Source organism: Pseudomonas sp. FP453, assembly GCF_030687495.1.
Lineage (GTDB): Bacteria > Pseudomonadota > Gammaproteobacteria > Pseudomonadales > Pseudomonadaceae > Aquipseudomonas.
In genome coordinates this window covers 1,038,232-1,063,430 of sequence record NZ_CP117435.1, presented here as the reverse complement: position 1 = coordinate 1,063,430, position 25,199 = coordinate 1,038,232, and the positions used below count along the sequence as shown (strand labels likewise).

General features: G+C 61.2%; 29 protein-coding genes, 1 pseudogene and 1 riboswitch. Of the genes and pseudogenes, 9 read left to right on the top strand and 21 right to left on the bottom strand.

Translation table 11 applies throughout. From position 1 onward, the window contains the following. Positions 1 to 100: 100 nt before the first annotated feature. On the bottom strand, positions 101 to 1,783 hold the full coding sequence (locus tag PSH87_RS04780; protein WP_305432761.1) for a fatty acid--CoA ligase: 1,683 nt from the start codon (positions 1,781 to 1,783) through the stop codon (positions 101 to 103). Between the two features lie 300 nt (positions 1,784 to 2,083). Continuing rightward, positions 2,084 to 2,716, bottom strand: coding sequence for a LysE family translocator (locus PSH87_RS04775; RefSeq protein WP_124527445.1), 633 nt, complete (start codon positions 2,714 to 2,716; stop codon positions 2,084 to 2,086). A gap of 86 nt (positions 2,717 to 2,802) precedes the next feature. Here PSH87_RS04775 and PSH87_RS04770 point away from each other — a divergent pair, with 86 nt between their 5' ends. The 3 genes from PSH87_RS04770 to PSH87_RS04760 all read left to right on the top strand — a co-directional run bounded on the left by PSH87_RS04770 (position 2,803) and on the right by PSH87_RS04760 (position 5,642). Beyond that, a complete protein-coding gene (locus tag PSH87_RS04770; protein WP_305432759.1) occupies positions 2,803 to 3,768 on the top strand; it encodes a 2-hydroxyacid dehydrogenase in 966 nt (321 codons plus the stop codon). Between the two features lie 30 nt (positions 3,769 to 3,798). Further along, on the top strand, positions 3,799 to 4,797 hold the full coding sequence (locus PSH87_RS04765; protein ID WP_305432758.1) for a class I SAM-dependent methyltransferase: 999 nt from the start codon (positions 3,799 to 3,801) through the stop codon (positions 4,795 to 4,797). Positions 4,798 to 4,848: 51 nt separating this feature from the next. Then, a riboswitch (yybP-ykoY riboswitch) is annotated at positions 4,849 to 4,968 on the top strand. Between the two features lie 89 nt (positions 4,969 to 5,057). Further along, a complete protein-coding gene (locus PSH87_RS04760; protein ID WP_016974259.1) occupies positions 5,058 to 5,642 on the top strand; it encodes a TMEM165/GDT1 family protein in 585 nt (194 codons plus the stop codon). A 134-nt stretch (positions 5,643 to 5,776) separates the two neighbouring features. Here the strand turns inward: PSH87_RS04760 and PSH87_RS04755 are convergent, their stop codons facing one another. The 4 genes from PSH87_RS04755 to PSH87_RS04740 all read right to left on the bottom strand — a co-directional run bounded on the left by PSH87_RS04755 (position 5,777) and on the right by PSH87_RS04740 (position 7,813). Beyond that, entirely contained in the window at positions 5,777 to 6,595 is an 819-nt protein-coding gene (locus PSH87_RS04755; RefSeq protein WP_305432757.1) for a M48 family metallopeptidase, read from the bottom strand. Between the two features lie 106 nt (positions 6,596 to 6,701). Continuing rightward, positions 6,702 to 7,322 (bottom strand): SOS response-associated peptidase, encoded by a 621-nt coding sequence (locus tag PSH87_RS04750; RefSeq protein ID WP_305432756.1) that lies wholly within the window; start codon positions 7,320 to 7,322, stop codon positions 6,702 to 6,704. A 36-nt stretch (positions 7,323 to 7,358) separates the two neighbouring features. Then, on the bottom strand, positions 7,359 to 7,619 hold the full coding sequence (locus tag PSH87_RS04745) for a putative signal transducing protein (RefSeq protein ID WP_124527451.1): 261 nt from the start codon (positions 7,617 to 7,619) through the stop codon (positions 7,359 to 7,361). A gap of 11 nt (positions 7,620 to 7,630) precedes the next feature. Further along, on the bottom strand, positions 7,631 to 7,813 hold the full coding sequence (locus PSH87_RS04740) for a CPXCG motif-containing cysteine-rich protein (protein ID WP_305432755.1): 183 nt from the start codon (positions 7,811 to 7,813) through the stop codon (positions 7,631 to 7,633). Positions 7,814 to 7,945: 132 nt separating this feature from the next. On the opposite strand from PSH87_RS04740, the gene PSH87_RS04735 reads away from it, so the two are divergent. Then, complete coding sequence (locus PSH87_RS04735; protein ID WP_305432754.1) at positions 7,946 to 9,109, top strand: 1-acyl-sn-glycerol-3-phosphate acyltransferase; 1,164 nt, start codon at positions 7,946 to 7,948, stop codon at positions 9,107 to 9,109. Between the two features lie 126 nt (positions 9,110 to 9,235). Here PSH87_RS04735 and PSH87_RS04730 read toward each other — a convergent pair whose 3' ends face one another. Next, positions 9,236 to 9,493 (bottom strand): hypothetical protein, encoded by a 258-nt coding sequence (locus tag PSH87_RS04730; RefSeq protein WP_305432752.1) that lies wholly within the window; start codon positions 9,491 to 9,493, stop codon positions 9,236 to 9,238. Positions 9,494 to 9,676: 183 nt separating this feature from the next. Here PSH87_RS04730 and PSH87_RS04725 point away from each other — a divergent pair, with 183 nt between their 5' ends. Continuing rightward, entirely contained in the window at positions 9,677 to 9,886 is a 210-nt protein-coding gene (locus tag PSH87_RS04725) for a hypothetical protein (RefSeq protein WP_017738736.1), read from the top strand. Between the two features lie 57 nt (positions 9,887 to 9,943). Here PSH87_RS04725 and PSH87_RS04720 read toward each other — a convergent pair whose 3' ends face one another. Then, complete coding sequence (locus PSH87_RS04720; RefSeq protein WP_124527454.1) at positions 9,944 to 10,531, bottom strand: YajG family lipoprotein; 588 nt, start codon at positions 10,529 to 10,531, stop codon at positions 9,944 to 9,946. Positions 10,532 to 10,724: 193 nt separating this feature from the next. Here PSH87_RS04720 and PSH87_RS04715 point away from each other — a divergent pair. Next, a pseudogene (locus PSH87_RS04715) lies at positions 10,725 to 10,959 on the top strand (hypothetical protein). A 727-nt stretch (positions 10,960 to 11,686) separates the two neighbouring features. Continuing rightward, a complete protein-coding gene (mqo, locus tag PSH87_RS04710; protein WP_305432750.1) occupies positions 11,687 to 13,195 on the top strand; it encodes a malate dehydrogenase (quinone) in 1,509 nt (502 codons plus the stop codon). Positions 13,196 to 13,297: 102 nt separating this feature from the next. On the opposite strand, the gene PSH87_RS04705 is transcribed toward mqo, so the two are convergent. The 3 genes from PSH87_RS04705 to PSH87_RS04695 form a co-directional block, all read right to left on the bottom strand. Then, positions 13,298 to 13,585, bottom strand: a complete 288-nt coding sequence (locus PSH87_RS04705) for a PA4642 family protein (protein ID WP_017738740.1) — start codon at positions 13,583 to 13,585, stop codon at positions 13,298 to 13,300. Between the two features lie 208 nt (positions 13,586 to 13,793). Further along, positions 13,794 to 14,273 carry a hypothetical protein gene (locus PSH87_RS04700; RefSeq protein ID WP_017738741.1) on the bottom strand — a complete coding sequence of 160 codons (480 nt, stop codon included), beginning with the start codon at positions 14,271 to 14,273 and terminating at the stop codon, positions 13,794 to 13,796. A 63-nt stretch (positions 14,274 to 14,336) separates the two neighbouring features. Further along, positions 14,337 to 14,894 (bottom strand): hypoxanthine-guanine phosphoribosyltransferase, encoded by a 558-nt coding sequence (locus tag PSH87_RS04695; RefSeq protein ID WP_017738742.1) that lies wholly within the window; start codon positions 14,892 to 14,894, stop codon positions 14,337 to 14,339. Positions 14,895 to 15,058: 164 nt separating this feature from the next. Here PSH87_RS04695 and upp point away from each other — a divergent pair, with 164 nt between their 5' ends. After that, entirely contained in the window at positions 15,059 to 15,697 is a 639-nt protein-coding gene (upp, locus tag PSH87_RS04690) for a uracil phosphoribosyltransferase (RefSeq protein ID WP_017738743.1), read from the top strand. 2 nt (positions 15,698 to 15,699) lie between these two features. Then, positions 15,700 to 16,974, top strand: a complete 1,275-nt coding sequence (locus PSH87_RS04685) for a uracil-xanthine permease family protein (protein ID WP_017738744.1) — start codon at positions 15,700 to 15,702, stop codon at positions 16,972 to 16,974. Positions 16,975 to 17,087: 113 nt separating this feature from the next. Here PSH87_RS04685 and hisC read toward each other — a convergent pair whose 3' ends face one another. The 10 genes from hisC to PSH87_RS04635 all read right to left on the bottom strand — a co-directional run bounded on the left by hisC (position 17,088) and on the right by PSH87_RS04635 (position 25,047). Next, complete coding sequence (hisC, locus tag PSH87_RS04680) at positions 17,088 to 18,140, bottom strand: histidinol-phosphate transaminase (RefSeq protein ID WP_305432748.1); 1,053 nt, start codon at positions 18,138 to 18,140, stop codon at positions 17,088 to 17,090. A 3-nt stretch (positions 18,141 to 18,143) separates the two neighbouring features. Next, positions 18,144 to 19,460, bottom strand: coding sequence for a histidinol dehydrogenase (hisD, locus tag PSH87_RS04675; RefSeq protein ID WP_305432747.1), 1,317 nt, complete (start codon positions 19,458 to 19,460; stop codon positions 18,144 to 18,146). 128 nt (positions 19,461 to 19,588) lie between these two features. Then, the gene (gene hisG / locus PSH87_RS04670) at positions 19,589 to 20,224 is read right to left on the bottom strand and encodes an ATP phosphoribosyltransferase (RefSeq protein ID WP_010213102.1); all 636 of its coding nucleotides are present in this window, start codon (positions 20,222 to 20,224) and stop codon (positions 19,589 to 19,591) included. 142 nt (positions 20,225 to 20,366) lie between these two features. Beyond that, complete coding sequence (gene murA, locus PSH87_RS04665) at positions 20,367 to 21,632, bottom strand: UDP-N-acetylglucosamine 1-carboxyvinyltransferase (RefSeq protein WP_305432746.1); 1,266 nt, start codon at positions 21,630 to 21,632, stop codon at positions 20,367 to 20,369. Positions 21,633 to 21,655: 23 nt separating this feature from the next. Continuing rightward, the gene (locus PSH87_RS04660; RefSeq protein WP_003188597.1) at positions 21,656 to 21,895 is read right to left on the bottom strand and encodes a BolA family protein; all 240 of its coding nucleotides are present in this window, start codon (positions 21,893 to 21,895) and stop codon (positions 21,656 to 21,658) included. Between the two features lie 114 nt (positions 21,896 to 22,009). Beyond that, positions 22,010 to 22,315, bottom strand: a complete 306-nt coding sequence (locus PSH87_RS04655) for a lipid asymmetry maintenance protein MlaB (RefSeq protein WP_017738748.1) — start codon at positions 22,313 to 22,315, stop codon at positions 22,010 to 22,012. Further along, positions 22,312 to 22,962: a phospholipid-binding protein MlaC gene (locus PSH87_RS04650; protein WP_017738749.1), complete on the bottom strand. Its 651-nt coding sequence runs from the start codon at positions 22,960 to 22,962 to the stop codon at positions 22,312 to 22,314. Before PSH87_RS04650 ends, PSH87_RS04655 begins: the two co-directional genes overlap by 4 nt. 11 nt (positions 22,963 to 22,973) lie before the next feature. After that, a complete protein-coding gene (mlaD, locus tag PSH87_RS04645; RefSeq protein WP_003171814.1) occupies positions 22,974 to 23,441 on the bottom strand; it encodes an outer membrane lipid asymmetry maintenance protein MlaD in 468 nt (155 codons plus the stop codon). Beyond that, on the bottom strand, positions 23,441 to 24,238 hold the full coding sequence (gene mlaE / locus PSH87_RS04640; protein ID WP_017738750.1) for a lipid asymmetry maintenance ABC transporter permease subunit MlaE: 798 nt from the start codon (positions 24,236 to 24,238) through the stop codon (positions 23,441 to 23,443). The genes mlaD and mlaE overlap by 1 nt, the downstream gene beginning before the upstream one ends. After that, positions 24,238 to 25,047 carry an ATP-binding cassette domain-containing protein gene (locus tag PSH87_RS04635; protein ID WP_017738751.1) on the bottom strand — a complete coding sequence of 270 codons (810 nt, stop codon included), beginning with the start codon at positions 25,045 to 25,047 and terminating at the stop codon, positions 24,238 to 24,240. Before PSH87_RS04635 ends, mlaE begins: the two co-directional genes overlap by 1 nt. Positions 25,048 to 25,199: the final 152 nt, after the last annotated feature.

The window sequence follows — 25,199 nt, the reverse complement described above, 5'->3', positions numbered from 1 at the left end:
GGCGAGGGCCGACGCGGCAAGGATGGCTGAAAATCGGCAAATCACAAGTAAAGGTGCCAGATAGAGCGCTGCCGTGCCCGAACGGGCACGGCGAGGGGCGTCAGAGGGTGGACAGGAACGTGCTGTTGTTGGCCTGCCATTCAATGATGTCGATGCGGATACGCTTTTTGTCGAGCTTGCCGACACTGGTCTTGGGAATTTCCGTAACAACGGCAATCTGGCTCGGGATCGCCCACTTGCTCAAATGGCCCAATTCCACAAACGGCTTGAGGTGCTCCTTGAGCTCACGGGCCCCTATCACATGGCCATCACGCACCACCAGCAAGGCAAACGGACGCTCGCCCCACTGCGGATCGGCAATGCCCACCACCGCTACTTCGCGTACCGCCGGGTGACGGCTGACCAGGTCTTCGAGGGCCAGGGACGACACCCACTCGCCGCCGGTCTTGATCACGTCCTTGATGCGGTCACGGATATCGATCACCCCAAACGCATCCAGCGTGGCCACGTCGCCGGTGTGCATCCAGCCGCCAGCCCACAGTTCGGCGCCCTTCTGTGGCTCGTTGTAATAGCCTTCGGTCAGCCACGGCGCGCGCAGTACCAGTTCGCCCTGGGACTCGCCATCGGCGGGCAGGAAATTGCCGTCACCGTCGACAATCGCCGCCTCCACCAACGGCCCGGGCACACCGGCCTTGATGCGGTAGGTGGTGCGCTCGTCTTCGCTGCCGGCCATCAACTCTTCGTTGAGGTGCGCGCACGACACCAGCGGCCCGGTCTCGGACATGCCGTACGCAGCCGTCAGCTGAATCCCACGCGCCTTGGACGCTTCGTACAGCGTGCGGTTAAGCGCACTGCCGCCAATGACGATTTTCCAACCGCCAAAGTCCACGCCCTGCGCCGCCTTGGCGTTGAGCAGCATTTGCAGGATGGTCGGCACGCAGTGGGAGAAGGTGACCTTCTCCTTGCGCCACAGCTCCACCAGGTATTCCGGGTCGTAGCGCCCGGGATAGACCTGCTTGAGGCCGAGCATCGTCGCCACATACGGCAGGCCCCAGGCATGCACGTGGAACATCGGCGTGATCGGCATGTACACGTCGTTGGTGCCCAGCAGGCGCACGCTGTCGACGCTGCCCATGATGGTCGCCACACCGATGGTGTGCAGCACCAGTTGGCGATGGGTGAAGTACACGCCCTTGGGATTGCCGGTGGTGCCGGTGGTGTAGAAGGTGGTCGCGACGGAATGCTCGTCGAAGTCCTGGAAATCGTAGGTCGGGCTGGCGGCGGCCAGCAGGGTTTCGTACTCGCCGACGAGGTCTGGCAGCTCGGCGGTTTTCGCCTCCCCATCGGTCAGCAGCAGGGTCTTGTCGACGGTGGTGAGCTGCCCGGCAATCGCCTGGTAGAGACCCACGAACTCACTATTGACCAGCACGAAGCGGTCCTCGGCGTGGTTCATGGTGTAGAGGATCTGTTCCGGCGACAGGCGCACGTTGATGGTGTGGATCACCGCGCCAATCATCGGGATGGCAAACATGCACTCCAGGTAGCGATGGCTGTCCCAATCCATCACCGCCACGGTATCACCGGCCTTGACCCCGGCTTCGGTCAACACATTGGCCAGCCGCGCGACGCGCTCGATCAGGGTCGGGTAGGTGTAGCGCAGCTTGTCGCGGTACACGATTTCGCGGGTTTTCTCGTAGCGGGCCCCGGACATCAGCAGGCGCTTGATCAACAACGGGTATTGGTACGCGCCTTCGGCGGGCGGGATAACACGGGTCTGCAACATACGAATCCCTTTTTATGACTGCACGGTCTTGGCTGAAAGATCTGCACTGTAGAGCGCTTATGTTTCAGCCAAATCAGCCAAAGGAATGATTTGCAGAGGGCGGTGAATGCTAGCTTTGCGCCATCAGCGTGGGCCGATGAAGGTCAAATGTGGGAGCGGGCTTGCTGTGGCGAGGGAGCTTGCTCCCGTTCGACAGCGAAGCTGGAGCCGGCTTTTTTTAGGGGCGCTTCGCACCCCAGCGCAAGCAAGCTTGCTCGCCACAGCAAGCCCGCTCCCACAGGTGCTGTGTTCACTCAACCCTTATTTCATGCTGGTGAAGGCGAGCTTTACGCCGATAGCAATCAACACCGCGCCCATCGTCCGATCAAACCAATGCCCCATCCGCGCAAACCCCGCACGCACGCGTTGCTGGCTGAACAGCATCGCCACCAGGCAGAACCACACCGCCGTCGCCACCGCCAGGTACAAGCCGTAACCGGCCTGGATCGCCAACGGCGTGTGCGGGTTGATCACCACGGTAAACAACGACAAGAAGAACAGCGTCGCCTTGGGGTTCAAGCCATTGGTCACGAACCCTGCGGTAAACGCCCCGCGTGGGGTGCGCTCGCCGGCTTCGCGGTGCAACTCGCCTTCGGCGGCGGGCTTGGCTGGCTGCGCACGCAGGGCCTTGAAGCCGATGTACAGCAGGTACGCGGCGGCGGCCCATTTCAGCGCGTTGAACAGCACGATGGACTGGGACACGATCAAGCCAATCCCCAACAACGAATACCCTACGTGCAGGAAAATCGCCGAGCCGACGCCCAGCGCGGTCCAGGTCCCGGCACGGCGGCCGTGGGTAACACTTTCACGGACCACCACGGCGAAATCCGGGCCCGGGCTGGCCACCGCCAACAAGTGAATCAAGGCCACGGTCAAAAACTCGGCGACGTACATGCGCGCTCCAATTCAAGTAACTGATTATTTCATCTGATAGGCTCGGGAGATTACGCCTTCGAACCCTGTCGCAAAAGGTACAGTTGATGACGAACAATCGCCGCGCGGTCTTCCTCGATCACCCCTCCCTGGACCTGGGAGACCTCGATCTCAGCGAGCTGCGAGACAGCTTCAGCGACCTGCAATTATTCGAGCAGACCACGCCGCAGACTGTGATCGAACGCCTGCAGGGCGCCCAGGTGGCGATCAGTAACAAAATCGCGATCAACGCCGAAACCCTGGCGGCCTGCCCGGACCTCAAGCTGATCCTGGTGTCAGCCACCGGCACCAACAATATCGATCTGCAAGCCGCCCGCGCCCATGGCATCACGGTGAGCAACTGCCAGGGCTACGGCACGCCGTCAGTGGCGCAGCATACGATCATGCTGTTGCTGAACCTGGCGACACGCTTGCAGGACTATCAACGGGACGTCAGCGCCGGCCAGTGGCAGCAAGCCAAGCAGTTCTGCCTGCTGGACCACCCGATTGTCGAGCTGGAAGGCAAGACCCTCGGCCTGCTCGGCCACGGTGAGTTGGGCAGCGCCGTGGCGCGCCTGGCCGAAGCCTTTGGCATGCGCGTGCTGCTCGGGGCGATTCCCGGGCGCCCTGCCCGCGCCGATCGCGTGCCGCTGGATGAGTTGCTGGCCCAGGTGGATGCCCTGACCTTGCATTGCCCGCTCAACGAACACACCCGTGACTTTATCGGCGCCCGCGAACTGGCGCTGCTCAAGCCGGGCGCGTTTATCGTCAATACCGCACGCGGTGGCTTGATCAACGAACAGGCCCTGGCCGATGCGTTGCGCAACGGCCATCTGGGCGGCGCGGCGACCGACGTGCTGAGCGTGGAGCCGCCGGTCAACGGCAATCCGCTGCTGGCCGGTGACATCCCGCGGCTGATCGTTACCCCCCACAACGCCTGGGGCAGCCGCGAAGCGCGCCAGCGCATCGTCGGCCAGCTGGCGGAAAACGCCCGGGGCTTTTTCAGCGGCGCCCCGCTACGTGTCGTCAGTTGATAAACTGCGCTCCTTTTCAAGGAGCAGACCATGGATCCGCGCAGTGAAGTACTGCTTCGTCAGGCCGAACTTTTTCAAGGCAACCTGCTGCTGGTAGGGTTGCCCGCCGACGACCTGCTCGGTCGCCTGCCCAACGCCCACGGCTGGTGCTGGCACGCCGGCGACCAGGCGGCACTCGACGCACGCTTCCCCGAGCGCAGCCAGTTCGGGGTCAATGTGCCCGAGCGCGCATTTGATGCGGCGGTGATTTTCCTGCCCAAATCCAAGGACCTCACCGACTACCTGCTCAATGCCGTGGCCGCACGTTTGCCCGGCGCCGAACTGTTTCTGGTGGGCGAGAAAAAAGGCGGTATCGAAAGTGCTGCCAAGCAGATGATCCCCTTCGGCAAGCCGCGCAAGCTGGACAACGCGCGGCATTGCCAACTGTGGCAAGTCACCGTGGCCAACGCGCCGCAAGCGGTCGAACTGGAAAGCCTGGCCCAAGTCTTCGATGTGCCGCTGCCTGAAGGTCCGCTCAAGGTCGTGAGCTTGCCGGGGGTGTTCAGCCACGGTCGCCTGGATCGCGGCACTGAACTGCTGCTGGAGCATCTGGACAAACTGCCCAGCGGTCACCTGCTGGACTTCGGTTGCGGCGCGGGCGTGTTGGGGGCAGCGGTCAAACGTCGCTACCCGCACAACACAGTGACGATGCTCGACGTGGATGCGTTCGCCGCCGCCAGCAGCCGCCTGACCTTGGCGGCCAACGGTCTGGAAGCCGACGTGCTGACCGGCGACGGGATCGACGCCGCACCGATGAGTTTGAACACGATTCTGAGCAACCCGCCGTTCCATGTCGGCGTACACACGGATTATTTCGCTACGGAGAATCTGCTGCGAAAAGCGGCGAAACACCTGGCAAAAGGCGGCGAACTGCGTTTGGTCGCCAACAGTTTCCTGAAGTACCAACCGCTGATCGAAGAGCATCTGGGCGTGTGCGCAATCAAGGCCGAAGGCAATGGTTTCCGCATCTACCGCGCCAAGCGCGGCTGACGGGCGTTTGAAAAAGAAGGCTTGCCGAATGGGTTTTGCCTAGGCAGAATCCGCTCCGTCCTAGGGGAGTAGTCTCCCACGAGCGCCACGCTCGTCCGGCATACGTCAACATACTTGGTCAACAGACCATGGCGTATGCGACCCAGGTGTCCGCACAGACGGACCGGGGTTTGACAAGACCTATGACACGCACACCTTACCCGGGGCGGGAAGGCTGTACGTGTCATAGCCGTGTCGACCCGCCCCTGGAAACCTACCTGATGCTGGATTCATTACTCGTTCCTACCGCAATCGTTGCCTTGGCCGAAATCGGCGACAAGACGCAACTGCTCGCGCTCATCCTGGCCGCACGCTTTCGCAAACCCTGGCCGATCATCGCCGGCATCGTCGCCGCGACCCTGGCCAACCATGCGGCAGCCGGTGCCGTGGGCGCATGGTTTGGCAGCTTCTTCTCGGATGCGGTGTTGCACTGGATCCTCGCGGCGAGCTTCTGCGCCACCGCGTTGTGGACTTTGGTGCCGGACAAACTCGATGACGACGAAGCCAGCACCACCCGCAAATTCGGGCCGTTCCTGACCACGCTGATCGCGTTCTTCCTTGCCGAAATCGGTGACAAGACCCAGATCGCCACGGTGATGCTGGCGGCACAGTATCCCGAGTTGTGGCTGGTGATTATCGGCACCACCCTGGGCATGTTGATTGCCAACGTACCGGTGGTTCTGGCGGGGAATTTTGCGGCGGAGAAGCTGCCGCTGACCTTGATTCGTCGACTGGCGGCTACGGCGTTCTTCGTGCTGGCGGTGGTTGCGGTCTACAAGGCGATGCAGAGCAGCGGTTGGATCTAGATTTGTAAACCCAATCCCATGTGGGAGCGGGCTTGCCCGCGATTGCGGTGGGCCAGCTAGGGATGTGCAAGCTGACATACCGCTATCGCAGGCAAGCCAGCTCCCACATTTGGATCTTCACCAGACCTTTAGTATCAGGACTTCTTGGCCTGCTGGTACAACGGCATCACCTTCGGAATCGCCGCCTGCAAAGACGCAATCCGGCTATCCGACGCCGGGTGAGTGCTCATGAACTCAGGCGGTGCCCCTTCCGAAGCCTTGGCCATCTTGTTCCACAGGGTGATCGCCGCATTCGGGTTGTAGCCGGCGCGAGCCGACAGCTCCAGGCCGATCAGGTCTGCTTCGTTTTCATTGGCCCGGCTGTTGGGCAAAGTCATGCCGTAGTTGGCCACGGTATCGGCCAATGCCAGGCTGTCCTGGCCCAGGCCGAACAGCGCGCCCGCGCCCTGCTTCGCCATCTGGATACCGTAGGCCTTGGACATGGCTTCGCGCCCGTGCTCGCGCAAGGCGTGGGCGATTTCATGGCCCATCACCGCGGCCAGTTCGTCATCCGTCAGCTTGAGGTTGTCGATCAACGCGCTGTACACAAAGATCTTGCCGCCAGGCCCGCAGTTGGCGTTCATCTCGTCGCTTTTGATCAGGTTCACTTCCCACTTCCACTGCGCCGCATCGGGGCGGAAGGTCGGTGCCTGGGCGATCAAGCGGTTGGCGATGGCCTGCACACGCTTGGCATTGGCGCTGGTCTTGTCCAGTTGGCCCTTGCTGCTGGCCTCGCCCAACGTCTGCTGGTAGGACTGGGCATACATCTGGTCGACTTCCTGGCTCGACAGCATGCTGAACATGTACTGCTTGCGCTCCACGCCAACGGCGCCGCCGGTGGTGGTGTTGACCGACTGGCAACCAGCCAGCAGCAGCGCGGCTGCCAAAACGTTTATCGCCAATGATTTCTTCATGACACTCTCCCTGAAAACATGGCGCGTATCCTAGGCGCTCATGTGTATCGGCGCCAGATACAACAGACGTGTAACCGCAGAATTTCAGATACATCTCACGCGCAGCTCAACCCGGCGTCAAACATTCCGGTCCGTTCAGCTTGGGATCATTGACCATGTTGGCCAACACACGCTCACGCAACGCAGCCGGCTCGCTGGCCAACAGCGCCTGGAGCGTGTGCAAAGGCGTCTCGGGATTGAGCCAGGCCTCCTGCCCTGCGGCATCCAGAATCAAAGGCCGGCGCTGGCTTTGCGCGGGTTGGGTGACCACGGCCGTGCTCAGCCACACTTGTTCCTGCACCGGATAGGCCTCCCAGATCGCCGCAAAAAACAGCGTGGAGCCCTCCCCCGGCGTCAACCAGTACGGGCGCTTGCGCTGGGTGCCGCGCCATTCGTAAAAGCCATTGGCCGGCAGCAGGCAACGGCGCTGGCGAAACGCTTCGCGAAACATCGGTTGCTCGGCCAGGGTTTCGGCGCGGGCGTGGGCGGGCGTGCGCGAAAGGTCGGTCAGCCAGGGCGGCGTCAGGCCCCAGCGCGCTCGGGCCAGGGTGCGCTGGCCGGCGTCGGCGCGCTGGATCAGCACCGAGTCATTCGGGGAGATGTTCCACTGGGCCTGCTGGTCGGCCGGAAAGCCCGGCAAGGCAGCAAAGGAGGGATTCCAGCGAAACAGGGCATAACGTCCACACATGGGGCAACACGACTCTTGGGTAAACCGACCGACAGCCTAACAGACCAACACGTCGGGGAAGCTGTCGGGTTCATCGCCGGGCATGGGTTGCGCGCCGATATAGGCAGTAATCAACTCACGGGCACACGCGGCCTGGTCGTTGTCCACCTCCAGGCCCAGCAGGCCGAATATCGGCAGCTCGCCGGTGCCACCGAGCAGATGGCGCCCCACCAGGTGCGCCTCGATACCCTCGCTGGCGAGCATCTGCTGCAGCAACTCGCCTTCCATCAGGTTTTCCGGTTCATAGATTCGCTGCATGGGCGGTCCTGTCATTCGTTTTCACTGCGGGTTTCAAGCATCCACTCGTCGCCATGGACCTGTAGATCGAAAGTGATCGGGCGGCAACACACCTGGCAGTCCTCTATATAGTTCTGGTCACCGCCAGACAAATCCACCGTTGTCTCAACCTCTTCCCCACAATAAGGACAATCGTACGTCGCGGTTTCCAGCATCGCAGCCTCCAGAGTGACTTGTGCGTATAATCGCCGGTCTATTTACAGGGCTATTTCCGGCCGGGCCCATTTCCCGGACCGCTCCCTGGCATTTCCTTTACTTACCCTAGCCGTTTCTAACAAGAGAGCATGATGGGCCAATTCGATACCATCCGACCTTACAACGACAGCGAAGTCCCGGCAGTGCTGGACCGACTGTTCAGTGACAAGGCCTTTCTGGACATCCTGACCCACTTCCGCTTTCCGCGCTTCGCCGGCGCCCTGGGCTGGCTGCTCAAGCCGATGATCGCCCGCAAGCTGCGCCGTGAATTCGCCGGCGTCACCACCGTGGCGACGCTGCAGGACAAAGTCGAGTACTACGTCGACCACACCATCGACCGCGCGACCGACGGCGTGACCTACACCGGCGTCGAGCAGCTCAAGTCCGGCACCGCCTACCTGTTCCTGGCCAACCACCGCGACATCGTGATGGACCCGGCCTTCGTCAACTACGCCGTGTACCACGCCGGCCTGCCGACGCCGCGCATCGCCATCGGCGACAATTTGCTGCAAAAGCCGTTTGTCAGCGACCTGATGCGCCTGAACAAGAGCTTTATCGTGCACCGCTCGATCACCGGGCGAAAAGAAAAGATGGCCGCCTTCAACTTGCTGTCGGCCTATATCAACCATTCGATCCGCAACGACTGCGAGTCGATCTGGATCGCCCAGGCCGAAGGCCGCGCCAAGGACGGGGATGACCGCACCGAGTCGGCGATCCTCAAGATGTTCCACGTCAGCCGCAAGGATGAGCCGTTTGCCGAGGTGATCCAGTCGCTGAACCTGACGCCGGTGTCCATCAGCTACGAATACGACCCCTGCGATTCGGCCAAGGCGCGCGAGCTGTATATCCGCGCCACCACCGGCACCTACTGCAAGGCGCCGGGCGAAGATGACGTGAGCATCGCCCTGGGCATCACCGGCTACAAGGGCCGGGTGCATGTGAACTTCGCCCCGCCGATCACCGAGCGCTTTGAAGACACCAAAGTGCTGGCGACGGAAATGGACCGGCAGATTCTCGGCGGTTACCGGTTGTTTCCGGTGCATTACCTGGCGTACGCGCAGTGGAGCGAGGCAGACCCGCAATTGCAGGTGCCGACGGCAGCCGAGGTGTTCCCGGCGGATGAACTGGCCAAGGCGAAGGCGGAGTGGGAACGGCGCTTGAACGAATGCCCGGTTGAGCATCGGCCGTTTCTGGTGGTGCAGTATGCGACGCCGGTGCGCAATCAGTACCGCGTCAAGGCGGGCATCCCGCTGTAAAAAATGTGGGCGAGAGCTTGTGTGGGAGCGGGCTTGCCCGCGATTGCAGTGTGTCAGCCTATGCATCTGGCTCAGACAGACCGCTATCGCAGGCAAGCCAGCTCCCACATTTGTTTTAGGGTGTTTCTAAAGGCAGGTGCTGATCCAGGAAGTCAGCAGCGCCAACCCCAGGCAGGCGAACCCGATACGGTATGCCAAGCGATGCGCCCGTTCGGTGCGCACATCCAGAAACAGCATCGGCTGGTCAATCGCGCGCTGTTCGCTTTGCGCGGTCAGGTCAGCCATCGCGCGTTGCTCGCGCAGGCGGGTGATCGCCAGCAACGCCGCCCCCGGGAAGGCCATCGTTAAAGCCACAGCATTGATCAATAGTGCGGGCAGCGCCATCGCAAACCTCGGTAACACAGTGGCTGGGTATCAGTTCTGATACATGGCTGGACGTAGCAGCCTCATCAGCCACCAATATTGCATCCCAACATGAACGGCTAATGTATCCAGTAATTTACGGCGTCACCTGAACGTCACCTTAACAAGCCACTCTGTTGCCCTTCGAACGTTCGGGAGCTTGTCATGCTGCACGCGCACAACCAGGATCGGCTGTATCTGATCGCCCCCAGCGATGAACAAGAGGCGCTGGTCGGCGGCCTTGCGTTCAATGTGCAGGATCGCCACTGGCTGGTGTATTGCGCCCTCGGCGGGCACCAGCATGCCGACTTGCCGGAAGCGGATTTGTTGACCGGCGTGAGCCTGCTGGACTTCTGTATCGACACCGCCGCGTGAAACTCAAGGCACAAAAAAACCGGGCTCATCACTGAGCCCGGTTTTTTTATGCAGCGGTTATTGCGAGCTGAGCAACGAACCGATGCTTGGGTCCTTGAACAGGCGGGTCAAGGCGTCGCTCAACACGTCGCTGACCAGCTTGGTGTTGGTTTCCTGGTTCGGCGACATGCCAAAGCGCTGGTTCAGCGATGCGCCGTAGCGGCCACTGTAGCGACGGGTGCCCGCCGTGACGTCGGACTTGAACGTCGCGCCGATCGAGGCTTCGGTTACATACAGGCCTTCCTTGGGCGACTGGTATTTCAGTTCAGCCAAAGTGATGGTCAACTGCGGTGCGCCCGGCGCATTCGGGCTTGGGGTAAAGCCCAGCAGGCGCACGGCGGCTTCGGCCTGGGCTTGCAGCTTGGGCAGCACGTCCTGGCCGGTGACCGAAATCAGCGCGGTCTCCGGGTACAGGCCACCACGGGAACCCAGGGTTGGCGACGGACGGCCGTCCACCACACGCACCGACACCGGCTGGCCGTGACCCACTGGCGCCAGCTGCGTGGTGAGTTTTGGTTGCGGGCTGAGTTGCTGCGGGCTGTTGGCGCAGCCAACCAGGGCCAAACTGGTCACAGTGATCAAACCGAACAACAGGCGTTGCAACATGCGCTTCTCTCCAGAAATCAGGTACCGACAGGCGGGCAGTATAGCGGTGCGCCACTGCCGGGAACTAGCATCAGTTACATCCTGTGACCGGCGCCGGTCGCTGGGGTTCGATGTCACCGAGATGTCACAGCCGATACATGCGCTCGTCATCCCGGGCTGGCAAGCTTTGCCTCAATCTCAGGAGGCTATCACCATGAATTTTCTCTGGTCGCTGTTCATGCGCAAACCCGCCCTGCGTCAGTTCGCCCTGCTCGATGCACAAGGCCGCTGCCAGGCCTTTAAAGAGTGCAGCCAGCCGCCCCGTGGGCAATGGCTGGGTGGAAATCGACGAGATTCGCCTGAGCTGGATGCACCGCCCGCTGCCGGCCCGTGCCCGCGTAAGCCCACGTGCAGCGCAGTCGTCCCGGCACCAGCCGTTGGCCGCCTGACCGAACACCTAATAAAAGTCATAAAACACGCCCATTTCCTTGGCGTTCTTCGCTACAATCTCCCCCCGATTATAAGGACGTCTCCTGATCGGGCCCCGCAGCATCGTTAATGCCTCGGTATTAACCCCCCAATCGCCCACAGAGAGCCGCCCACACAGATCGAATAGAGCTGGCGTGCTTGCTGTTTTCGTTGCAAACCACCCCTCTTTATATCGCATCTGCCAGAGCTGCCATTGCGCTCGGCCACTTGAGTTGTTTGCCCGTTTTGCCGCGTGTCGGCAAGGTATCCGGGCCAGGTGCCAGGCTGAGGCAGCCCTTTTTTGAGGTTCACGTCTTCAAAAGAGCGTGAAAAAAACGGGTTTTCACAACTTCACAAGAGTGTGGCGAGCAAATGAATAGTTTGGCGTTTGTACAAGCACCATCAGCGTCTTTAACAGCCCAACCACACAGGACCGAGCACTCCTCAAAAACCGGAGCTTGAGCCTGTCCGCTACGGATTGGTTGCACGAATCGCACGCTTTGACCATAAGTCGAATTGCCACAGGCGCCCATGAATGCGTTCATAGGCAGATTAGCCCGGCAGGAAGCGTGTGCTGAAGTTGCAAAGAATTGCGAAACGGACATGGCGATCCTGGCCATGGGTAACCTGGGGCAACACGTGAACCGCCCCGTCACTCCTGGCAGCCATGCCGTCAATTTGGTGCTGCAGATTTTGGAGACGCGTTAAATGGCGCATAACGAAGCAGTCGACGTAGTACTGGTAGGGGCCGGCATCATGAGTGCCACCCTGGCTGTGCTGCTCAAAGAGCTCGACCCCGGCCTCAAGCTGGAAGTCGTTGAGCTGATGGATTCGGGTGCCGCGGAAAGTTCCAACCCGTGGAACAACGCCGGTACCGGCCACGCCGGGCTGTGCGAGCTGAACTACACGCCGCAGGCCGCCGATGGCTCCATCGACATCAAGAAAGCCGTGCACATCAACACCCAGTTCGAGGTGTCGAAGCAGTTCTGGGCGTACCTGACCAAAAAAGGCACCTTTGGCTCGTCCAAGTCCTTTATCAGCCCGGTGCCGCACCTGAGCTTCGTGCAGGGCGAAAAAGGCGTGGACTTCCTCAAGAAGCGCTTTGAATCCCTCAGCCAGCACCACGCGTTTTCGGACATGCACTACACCGAAGACCGCAGTGAGATGGCCGAGTGGATGCCGCTGATGATGCCGGGCCGCCCGCTCGACGAAAAAATCGCCGCCACCCGCGTGCTCAACGGCACCGACGTCAACTTCGGCGCCCTGACCAACCAGCTGCTGGGTCACCTGACCAGTTCGCCGGATGCCCAGGTCAAGTACTGCAAGCGCGTCACCGGCCTCAAGCGCAACGGCGCCGGTTGGACCGTGAGCATCAAGGACGTCAACAGCGGCAACAGCCGTGAAGTGGACGCCAAGTTCGTCTTCCTTGGCGCCGGTGGCGCGGCCCTGCCGCTGCTGCAAGCCTCGGGCATCGAAGAAAGCAAAGGTTTCGGTGGTTTCCCGGTCAGCGGCCAGTGGCTGCGTTGCGACAACCCGGACGTGGTCAAGCACCACCAGGCCAAGGTCTACAGCCAGGCCGCCGTGGGTTCGCCGCCGATGTCCGTGCCGCACTTGGACACCCGTGTGGTGGATGGCAAGAAATCCCTGCTGTTCGGGCCATACGCCGGCTTCACCACCAAGTTCCTCAAGCACGGCTCGTTCCTCGACCTGCCGCTGTCGATCCGCGCCGGCAACATCGGCCCGATGCTGGCCGTGGCCCGCGACAACATGGACCTGACCAAATACCTGGTCAGCGAAGTGCGCCAGTCCATGGAACAGCGCCTCGAATCCCTGCGTCGCTTCTACCCTGAAGCCAAAGCCGAAGACTGGCGCCTGGAAGTGGCCGGCCAACGGGTGCAGATCATCAAGAAAGACCCGAAGAAAGGCGGCGTGCTGCAGTTCGGCACCGAGCTGGTCGCGGCTAAAGATGGTTCGCTGGCTGCGCTGCTGGGTGCGTCTCCGGGGGCTTCGGTGACGGTGTCGATCATGCTGGAGCTGATCGAGAAGTGCTTCCCGCAGAAAGCGGCGGGTGAATGGGCAGCCAAGCTGCACGAGATCTTCCCGGCACGGGAAAAGGTTCTGGAGACGGATGCCGACCTGTACCGCAAGATCAACACGCAGAACAACATCAGCCTGGAACTGGTTGAGCCTGCCGCCGAGACCGAGAGCTACGCTTGAGGTTGTGACGCATAGCGTCACCGGATGCATTCCCACGCAGAGCGTGGGAACGAGCGCCCCGCTCTCGTGATGAGAGCGGGGCGTTTTTTTATGCCTTGGAAATCAGCCGCGGGCTTTTTCGATCAGCTCGATGTACTCGTCCGCGTTGCGCTGGTCCTTGATCAGGTCGACGAAGGTCTGGCCATGCTCGTCCTTGCCGTCGAGGTCCAGGCCGGCTTCCTTGAAAAAGCCCAGGAAACGTTCGAAGTCGTCGATACGCAGGCCACGGTAGGCCTTGATCAGTTTGTGCAGGGACGGGGAAGTCGCGTCGACCGGCTCGAAGTCCAGGAACAACTTGATTTGATCGTCGCCGATCTCGTCACCAATCACCTGTTTCTTATCTTTACGCATTACCGACTCCAGCCTGCAGACATTTACACGGGACTGGAAGTCTACCTGCCGGACACCACCTTCGAAAACAACCAAACACGCCTGTGGGAGCTGGCTTGCCTGCGATAGCGGCCTGTCAGTTGAAAACTATTGCGCTGACACACCGCTATCGCAGGCAAGCCAGCTCCCACATTGATTGGGTTCACATAGCGGTATCGGTGTCGTTTGGTTATTTGGTGCGAACGGCGCCGGTGTGCAGATCCGCCCAGATATGGCCGTTGGCGTAGCTGAGGAATTGCACATACAGGGTGTCGTTGCGCAGCAAGTCGACGATGACGCGGTACTGCGCCACCGGATACGACAAGGTCAGGGTCTTGCTCTTGTCGTCATACGCCGGTTTTTTCAGGCTTTTGCTTTCCGCATCGAAATTGAGCACCACTTGATTGATGGTCGCGCCCTTGTTCAGGGACTTGCCCTTGAGGCGGATCATCAGCGGCGACGTCACCGGAATCGGTTGCTGGCTGGATTGACGCTGATTGCCCACCACCACCGAGTACTCGGTGACTTGCAGCAATTGCTGCTGGTCGGGCGCTTCGGCGCGCAGGGTCAGGTCGTCGGGCGGCAGGAATTGGCTGTGCAGGGGGGCTGCAGCCAGGGGCAAACTGAGGGTCAGCGCCAGGGCGGCGCACGTGCGGATCAACAGGCTCATGACAGGCTCCAGACGCAGGGCCAGGCACTCTAGCATGCCGGCCCCACACCTGATGACGCGCGTTTACATGCCTTTGACGGCGTAGATGCCATTGGCGTTGCGCCAGTAGCCTTTGTAGTCCATGCCGTAACCGAAGATGTAGCGGTCAACGCACGGCAGGCCGACGAAATCGGCTTTCAGCTCAGGCCGCGCCTTGCGGTCGTGGTCTTTGTCGATCAGCACCGCGGTGTGCACTTTGCGCGCGCCGGCGTGTTTGCAGAAATCGATGATCGCGCCCAGGGTGTGACCTTCGTCGAGGATGTCGTCGATGATCAGCACGTCGCGGTCGATGAACGAGACTTCCGGCTTGGCTTTCCAGAACAGGTCGCCGCCGCTGGTTTCGTTGCGATAACGGGTGGCGTGCAGGTAAGAAGCTTCCAGCGGGAATTGCAGGTGCGTGAGCAATTTGCCGGCGAAAATCAGGCCGCCGTTCATCACACAGAACACCACCGGGTTGGTGTCGGCCATTTCGCGGCTGATATGGGCGCCGACCTTGGCGATCGCCTCTTCGACTTGCGCTTCGGTGTACAGGCAGTCAGCCTCGCGCATGATTTGACGGATATGCTCGAGATCAGCGGACATGGCGCTCTCCAAGGGGGTGCTGTGGCAAGAAAAGCGGGCGAAGGTACGCCTCTAGCGCGCTCCGATCAAGCCTTAATGGACTAACGTACTAGATGTCTATAGGACAACACCCTCGGATAGATTAATCTAGGCCGGTTTTTTTGCCCGCCGCCGGAGCCTTTCCCATGCCCACTCGCGAGATCCGCCACCCGCTGATCCAACATAAACTCGGCCTTATGCGCCGCGCCGACATCAGCACGAAGAATTTCCGTGAGCTTGCTCAGGAAGTCGGAGCGTTGCTCACTTACGAAGCCACCAAGGATCTGCCCCTGGAGACCTACGAGATCCCGGGTTGGGCCGGTCCCGTGCAGGTCGAGAAAATCGCCGGCAAGAAGATCACCGTGGTGCCGATCCTGCGCGCCGGTATCGGCATGCTCGAAGGCGTGCTCAGCCTGATCCCGGGCGCCAAGGTCAGCGCTGTGGGCGTCGCCCGCAACGAGGAAACCCTGGAAGCCCACACCTACCTGGAAAAACTCGTCCCGGAAATCGACGAGCGCCTGGCCATGATCATCGACCCGATGCTCGCCACCGGCAGCTCCATGGTTGCCACCATCGACCTGCTGAAAAAAGCCGGCTGCAAGGACATCCGCGCCATGGTGCTGGTGGCCGCTCCCGAAGGCATCGCCGCCGTCGAGAAAGCCCACCCGGACGTGCAGATCTATACCGCATCCATCGATCAGTGCCTGAACGAACACGGCTACATCATCCCCGGCCTGGGCGATGCCGGTGACAAGATCTTCGGCACCAAGCAGAAGGACGCGTGAGCATGCAGGATGAATTCAACGACCCGCTTTGGCGCCAGATCCTGTCTGGCGCACAAATGCTCTTCGTGGCATTTGGCGCGCTGGTGTTGATGCCGCTGATCACAGGTCTTGATCCAAACGTTGCACTGTTTACCGCAGGCTTGGGCACGTTGTTGTTCCAGGTCGTGACGGGGCGGCAGGTGCCGGTGTTCCTGGCATCGAGCTTTGCCTTTATCACGCCGATCATTCTCGCCAAGCAGCAATTCGGCCTCGCGGCGACCATGGGCGGAGTGATGGCCGCCGGTTTCGTCTACACCTTCCTCGGCGCTGCCGTGAAGATCAAGGGCACCGGCTTCATCGACCGCTTGCTGCCACCCGTGGTGATCGGTCCGGTGATCATCTCCATCGGCCTGGCCATGGCGCCGATTGCCGCCAATATGGCCATGGGCAAAGCCGGTGATGGCAGCGAACTGATTCACTACCAGACGGCGATGATGATCTCGATGCCGGCGCTGCTGACCACGTTGATCGTGGCGGTGTTCGGCAAGGGCATTTTCCGCCTGGTGCCGATCATCTCCGGCGTGCTGGTGGGCTTTGCGATGGCGTTCTACTTTGACGTGGTCGACACGGCGAAGATCGCCGCCGCGCCCTGGTTCGCCCTGCCCCATTTCACCGCGCCGGAGTTCAACTGGCAGGCGATCCTGTTCATCGTCCCCGTGGCCCTGGCCCCGGCGATCGAACATATCGGTGGTGTGATTGCGGTGGGCAGCGTGACCGGTCGCGACTACCTGAAGAAGCCGGGCCTGCATCGCACCCTGCTGGGTGACGGCATCGCCACCACGGCCGCCGGCATGTTTGGCGGCCCGCCGAACACCACCTACGCCGAAGTGACTGGCGCGGTGATGCTGACCAAGAACTACAACCCGAAGATCATGACCTGGGCGGCGGTGTTTGCCATCAGCCTGGCGTTTATCGGCAAGTTCGGCGCACTGCTGCAAAGCATCCCGGTGCCGGTGATGGGCGGGATCCTGTGCCTGCTGTTCGGCTCGATTGCTGCGGTGGGGATGAACACGCTGATTCGCCACAAGATCGACCTGGGCGAGGCGCGCAACCTGGTGATTGTCTCGGTGACCCTGGTGTTCGGGATTGGCGGTGTGCTGGTCGGCACCGGTACGGGCCCGAATGATTTCGGCCTGAAGGGCATCGCCCTGTGTGCGGTGGTGGCGATTGCCTTGAACCTGCTGCTGCCGGGCAATGATGGCTGGAAGAACAAGAAGCCTGACGAGCCACTGCTGTAACTATGCGGTGTCGCTGATGGCCCCATCGCGGGCAAGCCCGCTCCCACAGGGAAATGCATTCCAAATGTGGGAGCGGGCTTGCCCGCGATGGGGCCAGCCAAGCCAATAAAGATTTAAAGCTCGCCGAGCCCATCGATCAACGCCTGGTTCTGCTCCGGCGTACCAATGCTGATCCGCAGGAACTGGGCAATCCGCTCCTGCTTGAAGTGCCGCACGATCACACCCTGCTCACGCAACTTGGCCGCCAGGCCGGCAGCGTCGTGCTTGGGGTGACGGGCAAAGATGAAGTTGGCCGCCGACGGCAACACTTCAAAGCCCTTCCCTTCCAACTGTGCAACCACCGCGTTGCGGCTGTCGATCACCAACTGACACGTCTTCTCGAAGTACTCACGGTCTTCAAACGCCGCCGCCGCGCCGACAATCGCCAGGCGATCCAGCGGATAGGAGTTGAAGCTGTTCTTGACGCGCTCCAGCGCCTCGATCAGGTCCGGGTGGCCCACGGCCAGGCCCACGCGCAAACCGGCCAGTGAGCGCGATTTGGACAGGGTCTGCGTCACCAGCAGGTTCGGGTAGCGGTCCACCAGGCTGATGGCGGTTTCGCCGCCGAAGTCGATATAGGCTTCATCGACCACCACCACCGAATCCGGGCTGGCCTTGAGGATCTGCTCCACCGCATCCAGCGCCAGCACGCAGCCGGTCGGCGCGTTCGGGTTGGGGAAGATGATCCCGCCGTTCGGCTTGGCGTAGTCCGCCACGCGGATCTGGAATTGCTCGTCCAGCGGCACCGGATCGGACTGGATGCCGTACAGGCCGCAGTACACGGGATAGAAGCTGTAGCTGATGTCCGGGAACAGCAGCGGCAAATCGTGCTGGAACAGGCCGTGGAAGATGTGCGCGAGGACTTCGTCGGAACCGTTGCCGAGGAACACTTTGCCCGCATCCACCCCGTAATACTTGGCCACCGCCTGCTTGAGCAGGTCGCTGTTGGGGTCCGGGTACAGGCGCAGGTTGTCGTTCAACTCGGCCTGCATCGCCGCCAACGCCTTGGGCGATGGGCCGTAGGGGTTTTCATTGGTGTTGAGCTTGACCAGCTTGGTCAGCTTCGGTTGTTCACCCGGCACGTAAGGCACGAGGTCCTTGACGAAAGGGCTCCAGAATTTGCTCATGCCTCACTCTCCCTTGACGATGCGGTATTCGGCGCTACGTGCGTGTGCGCTCAGCGATTCACCACGGGCCAGCACCGAGGCGGTCTTGCCCAGCTCGGACGCGCCTTGTGGCGAGCAGAAGATGATCGACGAACGCTTCTGGAAGTCATACACCCCCAGCGGCGACGAGAAGCGTGCGGTGCCAGAGGTCGGCAACACGTGGTTGGGGCCTGCGCAGTAGTCACCCAGGGCTTCGCTGGTGTGGCGGCCCATGAAGATCGCGCCGGCGTGGCGAATCGATGGCAGCCAGGCTTGTGGGTCGGCGACCGACAGCTCCAAGTGCTCCGGCGCGATGCGGTTGGCCACTTCGATGGCCTGCTCCATGTCACGCACCAGGATCAGCGCGCCACGGCCGTTGATCGACTTCTCGATGATCTCGGCGCGGTCCATGGTCGGCAGCAGCTTGTCGATGCTCGCGGCGACCTTGTCGAGGAACGCGGCGTCAGGGCTGACCAGGATCGCCTGGGCGTCTTCGTCGTGCTCGGCCTGGGAGAACAGGTCCATGGCGATCCAGTCCGGATCGGTCTGGCCGTCACACACCACGAGGATTTCCGAGGGGCCGGCGATCATGTCGATACCGACCTGGCCAAACACGTGGCGCTTGGCAGTGGCGACATAGATGTTGCCGGGGCCGACCACCTTGTCCACTTTCGGCACGCTTTCGGTGCCATAGGCCAGGGCGGCAACCGCTTGGGCGCCGCCGATGGTGAACACGCGGTCGACACCGGCGATGCACGCAGCGGCCAGCACCAGCTCGTTGATTTCACCGCGCGGGGTCGGCACGACCATGACCACTTCGGTCACGCCCGCCACTTTGGCCGGAATCGCGTTCATCAGCACCGACGACGGGTATGACGCCTTGCCGCCCGGCACGTACAGGCCGGCACGGTCCAGCGGTGTGACCTTCTGGCCCAGCACAGTGCCGTCGGCCTCGGTGTAGCTCCAGGAATCCTGCTTCTGCTTTTCGTGGTAGCTGCGTACTCGCGTTGCCGCCACTTCCAACGCTTCGCGCTGCGGGGCAGTGATGCGCGTGAGCGCCAGTTCCAGGCGTTCGCGGGGCAGGATCAGGTCGGACATCGACGCCACATCGAGGCCGTCGAACTGGCGGGTGAAATCCACCAGCGCCGCATCACCGCGCTCGCGCACGGCCTTGATGATGTCGAGTACTCGCCCGTTGACCGACTCGTCGGACACACTTTCCCAGCTCAGCAGATGATCCAGATGATGGGCGAAATCCGGGTCGGCAGCGTTGAGTCGGGCAATTGCAGTGGACGTGGTCATAGCGAGGGCCTCAATAGAATTGGCAAAAACTCAGGCGCCCTAAACTAGCAGTCGTTTCCGCTTGGGCACCTGAGAATTCTGGCTATGAGGCGGATAGACGGGCGCAGCCTTGCGGCTACGCAGGTAAGTCAACCGCGGTGTCGCGACTCCACTGCCTTGCGCAGGGTGTCGATCAACGCCTGGATACGGGCGTGCTGCATCTTCATCGAAGCCTTGTTGACGATCAGGCGGGAGCTGATGTCGGCAATGAATTCTTGCGGTTCAAGACCGTTGGCACGCAGGGTGTTGCCGGTGTCGACCACGTCGATGATCTTGTCGGCCAGGCCGATCAGCGGCGCCAGTTCCATCGAACCATAGAGCTTGATGATATCGACCTGACGACCTTGCTCGGCGTAGTAACGCTTGGCGACATTGACGAACTTGGTGGCCACGCGCAGGCGGCCCTTGGGCTCGACGTCACCGACACGGCCGGCGGTCATCAGCTTGCACAGGGCGATACGCAGGTCCAGGGGCTCGTACAGGCCCTGGCCGCCGTATTCCATCAGCACATCTTTACCGGCGACACCGAGGTCGGCTGCGCCATGTTCAACGTAGGTCGGCACGTCGGTAGCCCGCACGATCAACAGGCGAACGTCGTCCTGGGTCGTGGGGATGATCAGCTTGCGGCTCTTGTCCGGATTCTCGGTCGGCACGATGCCCGCTTCAGCCAGAAGCGGCAAAGTGTCGTCAAGGATGCGGCCCTTGGACAGTGCGATGGTCAACATGGGAAACGTCAGTCCTTCATCAGGCTATTGCGGTCCGGTCGCAAACGGCGCCGGACACAGATCGAGGCCATGACAGCCTCGACTTGAAACAAATCCTGTGGTGAGAGAGCACGCTCCCTCACCAGCATTGCAGCCTCGGGAACTAGCCCGGTACGCGGCGGATTTTCGCGCCGAGCATCTGCAGTTTCTCTTCGATGCACTCGTAGCCACGGTCGATGTGGTAGATGCGGTCGATCAGGGTGTCGCCTTCGGCGCACAGTGCCGAAATCACCAGGCTGGCCGAAGCACGCAGGTCGGTGGCCATGACTGGCGCGCCCTTGAGCTTTTCGATACCGGTGACGATGGCCGTGTTGCCCTCGACCTGGATCTTCGCGCCCATGCGGTGCAGTTCGTACACGTGCATGAAGCGGTTTTCGAAGATGGTCTCGATCACGGCACCGGTGCCTTCGGCAATCGCGTTCAGGGAGATGAACTGCGCTTGCATGTCGGTCGGGAAGGCCGGGTACGGAGCGGTACGCACGTTCACGGCTTTTGGCCGCTTGCCGTGCATGTTCAGCTCGATCCAGTCTTCGCCGGTGGTGATGTCTGCGCCAGCTTCACGCAGTTTTTCGAGGACGGCTTCCAGGATGGTCGGATCGGTGTCCTTGACCTTGACGCGGCCACCGGTGACGGCAGCGGCAACCAGGTAGGTGCCGGTCTCGATACGGTCGGGCATGACCTTGTAGGTCGCGGTGTGCAGACGCTCGACACCATCGATGGTGATGGTGTCGGTGCCAGCGCCGGAAACCTTGGCGCCCATGGCGTTCAGGAAGTTGGCCAGGTCGACCACTTCCGGCTCGCGCGCGGCGTTCTGCAGGACGCTGCGGCCCTTGGCCAGGGCAGCGGCCATCATGATGTTCTCGGTACCGGTCACGCTGACGGTATCAAAGAAGAAGTTGGCGCCACGCAGGCCGCCTTCCGGCGCCTTGGCCTTGATGTAGCCGCCTTCGACGTCGATCACTGCGCCCATGGCTTCAAGGCCACGGATGTGCAGGTCCACCGGACGCGAGCCAATGGCGCAACCGCCAGGCAGTGCGACTTCGGCTTCGCCGAAACGGGCAACCATCGGGCCCAGTACCAGGATCGACGCACGCATGGTTTTCACCAGTTCGTACGGGGCGATCAGGGTCTTGATGGTGCGCGGGTCGATTTCGACCGAGAGTTTCTCGTCGATCACAGGCTCGATGCCCATGCGACCGAACAGCTCGATCATGGTGGTGATGTCGTGCAGGTGCGGCAGGTTGGCCACAGTCACCGGGCCATCGCACAGCAGGGTCGCTGCCAGGATCGGCAAGGCGGAGTTTTTCGCGCCGGAGATGCGGATCTCGCCATCAAGGCGGGCACCACCGGTAATAATCAATTTATCCATAAGAATCTCGACGCCTTGGGGGCTCAGGTGCGCTCGGCCCAGGCCGCGCGGCTGAAAAATTTCATAGTGACCGCATGGATGCTGCCATCGGTGATCCACGGGTTCAAATGGGCATAGATCTGCTGCTGACGCTTGACTGGGCTCAGTGCCGCCAGTTCATCGCTAATCACGTTCAGCTGGAAGTTGCAGCCTTCGCCTTCAACTTCTACGGTCGTTTCCGGCAGCTTTCCTTCAAGAAAGCTCTTAACTTCTAGGGCCTGCATGCTCAACCTCTATCGGCGCCCAGTGCGCACGGGTCGCACATCATACAAAAAAGCCCCGCGCCTGCGAACCCCGCATAGCAGGACTCTGACGGGGGGCTTCTCCAATAATGTGTATTAAGGATGTGCCAACAGTTCGGTCAGGCCGGAAACTTCGGCAATTTCGCGCATGTCTTCGGGCATGGCACGGATGCTGACCGTTTTATCAGCCGCCTCGGCATCACGCATGAAGCACAACAGCAAGGACAAACCCACGCTGCTGGATTTGGTCACTTGCGAGCAATCCACCACCAGCGCGGACGCGCTGCTGCTATTGATCAGTGCCTGGCCCTGCTTGCGCAGGCCCGGCCCGGAGCGATAGTCCAGCACGCCACTGATGAACAACTCGCCGGCATCGCCGAGACGAACGGCCGATTCGGTCATTGCGCTGGCTTCCCGGCAGCTTGCTTGTCGGTTTCTTCCTTGGCCTTGGCGACTTCACCGGCCCAACCATTGATGGTCTTGTCCAGGTCGTTGCCATTGCGCTGCATGGCGTCGGCGAACTGGTCACGGAACAGCTTGCCGATGTTGATGCCGTTGATGATCACGTTGCGCAGTTTCCACTCGCCGTTGATCTTCTCCAGGGTGTACTGCACGGGGTAGACCGCGCCGTTGGTGCCCTTGACGGTCATGTTGACGCTGGTGCGATCGCCCGACTCATCGCCTGGCGGCGCCACGGTAATGCCCTGGTTGTTGTACTCAAGCAGCGCGTTGCCGTAGAACTGGAACAGGCCCTTCTTGAAGTTTTCCTGGAAGGTCTGCATCTGTGCAGGCGTGGCCTTGCGCGAGTACTTGACCGTCATGATGCTGCGGGAGATGCCTTCGGCATCGACCACCGGGCCGACAATGGTGTTCAGCGCGTCGTAGAACCTGGTCGGGTCTTGCTTGTACTGTTCTTTGTTGGCCGTCAGGTCAGCCAACATCTTGTTGGTCGTGTCCTGCACCAGCTCGTGCGCAGAACCTGCCGCGTTGGCCATCAGCGGCAGCGCTGCAAGCAGTACCAGCAGGCCACGTCGCAAGGTAGAGATCATGAACAGATTCCTCATTTGGCGTCTTTATTGACCGTATTGAGCAGGAATTTACCGATCAGGTCCTCAAGCACCAGCGACGACTGCGTGTCGTGGATGGTCGAGCCATCCTTGAGCAGGGCTGTCTCCCCACCCACGCTGACACCGATGTACTTCTCGCCCAGCAGACCCGCAGTGAGGATAGATGCCGTGGAGTCAGTCGGCAGATTATCTACCTTCTTGTCCAACTGCATCGTCACTCGACCGGTGAAGCTGTCGCGATCCAGATCGATTGCCGTGACCTTGCCGATGGTGACACCGGCCATGGTCACTTTAGCTCTGACAGTCAAACCGGCGATATTGTCGAAGTACGCGTAAAGTTTATAAGTATCGGCGGTGGGGCTGGCCGAAAGGCCGCTGACTCGCAGGGCCAGCAACAGTAAAGCCAGGATGCCAGCCAGCAAGAAAAGGCCGACACCGATTTCCACAGTGCGGTTTTGCATCAGAAATCTCCAAACATCAAGGCGGTCAAAATGAAGTCAAGGCCCAGTACCGCCAGCGAGGCGTACACAACGGTCTTGGTGGTGGCGCGACTGATCCCTTCTGAGGTGGGCTCACAGTCGTAGCCTTGGAATACGGCGATCCAGGTCACTACAAAGGCGAAGACGATGCTCTTTATGATGCCATTGAGCACGTCACCGCTGAAGGTCACGCTGTTTTGCATGTTGGCCCAGTAGGAGCCGTCGTAGACCCCCAGCCAGTCCACCGCCACCCACGAACCGCCCCAGATACCCACCACGCTGAAGATCATCGCCAGCAGAGGCAGGGAAATGAAGCCGGCCCACAGGCGCGGGGCAACAATGTACTTGAGTGGGTCCACGCCGATCATTTCCAGGCTGGACAACTGCTCGGTGGACTTCATGTTGCCGATCTCGGCGGTCAGCGCAGAACCTGCGCGCCCGGCAAACAGCAAGGCGGTGACCACCGGCCCCAGCTCACGCAGCAGCGTCAGGGCAACCATCTGCCCTACCGCCTGCTCCGAACCGTAGCTGGAGAGAATATTGAAGCCCTGCAACGCCAGCACCATGCCGATAAAGACCCCGGAGACCACGATGATCACCAGGGACATCACGCCCACGGCATGCAGTTGCTTGATCAGCAGGCCAAACCCGCCGCCAATGCCGCCGCGACCGAGCAAGGCGTGGAAGAGGAAAATCGTCGAACGGCCGAGCACTTCGATGATGTCGATGCCGGAGCGACCGAAAAGGCGGACCTTCTCGATAAGTGAAGTCTTGCGCATCAACGCTTCCCCAGAAGATCTGAGCGGTAGTCCGCTGCCGGAAAATGAAAAGGCACCGGGCCATCGGGGTCGCCCGTCATGAATTGGCGAATGCGCGGGTTGTCGGCGTTCATCAGCTCTTCAGGCGTGCCCTGCCCCAGCACCTGGCCATCGCCGACTACATAAAGGTAGTCTGCAATGCTCGCGGTTTCTGCCAGGTCGTGGGACACCACGATACTGGTAATGCCCAGCGCATCGTTGAGCAGGCGGATCAGGCGCACCAGCACGCCCATGGCGATCGGGTCCTGGCCCACGAAAGGCTCGTCGTACATGAGGATCTGTGGGTCGAGGGCGATGGCGCGGGCCAGGGCCACCCGACGCTTCATGCCGCCGGACAGCTCGTCGGGCATCAGGTCGATGGCACCACGCAGCCCTACGGCCTGCAGTTTCAGCAACACGATGTCACGAATCATTTCATCGGACAGCTGGGTATGCACCCGCAGCGGGAACGCTACGTTTTCGAAAACATCGAGGTCGGTGAACAACGCACCGCTCTGAAACAGCACACCCATGTGCTTGCGTGCATCGAACAGATCGCTGCGCGACAACGTCGGCAGGTTCTGGCCGTTGACCCACACTTCGCCGGCAGTCGGGCGCAATTGCATGCCCATCAGGCGCAGCAGGGTGGTCTTGCCGCAACCGGAAGGCCCCATGATGCCCGTGACCTTGCCGCGGGGAATGCGGATATCGACGTTATTGAAGATGCTGCGCGTCCCGCGCTTGAAGGTAAGACCCTTCAGCTCGACCGCGTAGGCGTTATCGGCACTCATCTAAACTCCTTGGGATGCAGCCTCTCACTCAGACACCACGTTTGCGACAAACGTTTGCAACGTTCGCGCAATAGTTAGCCCCATGGGCTGGGCGGACCGAACTGGCGGCGAACTATATCACCGCTGGTACAACGCGCCCAAGGCCGGAACCG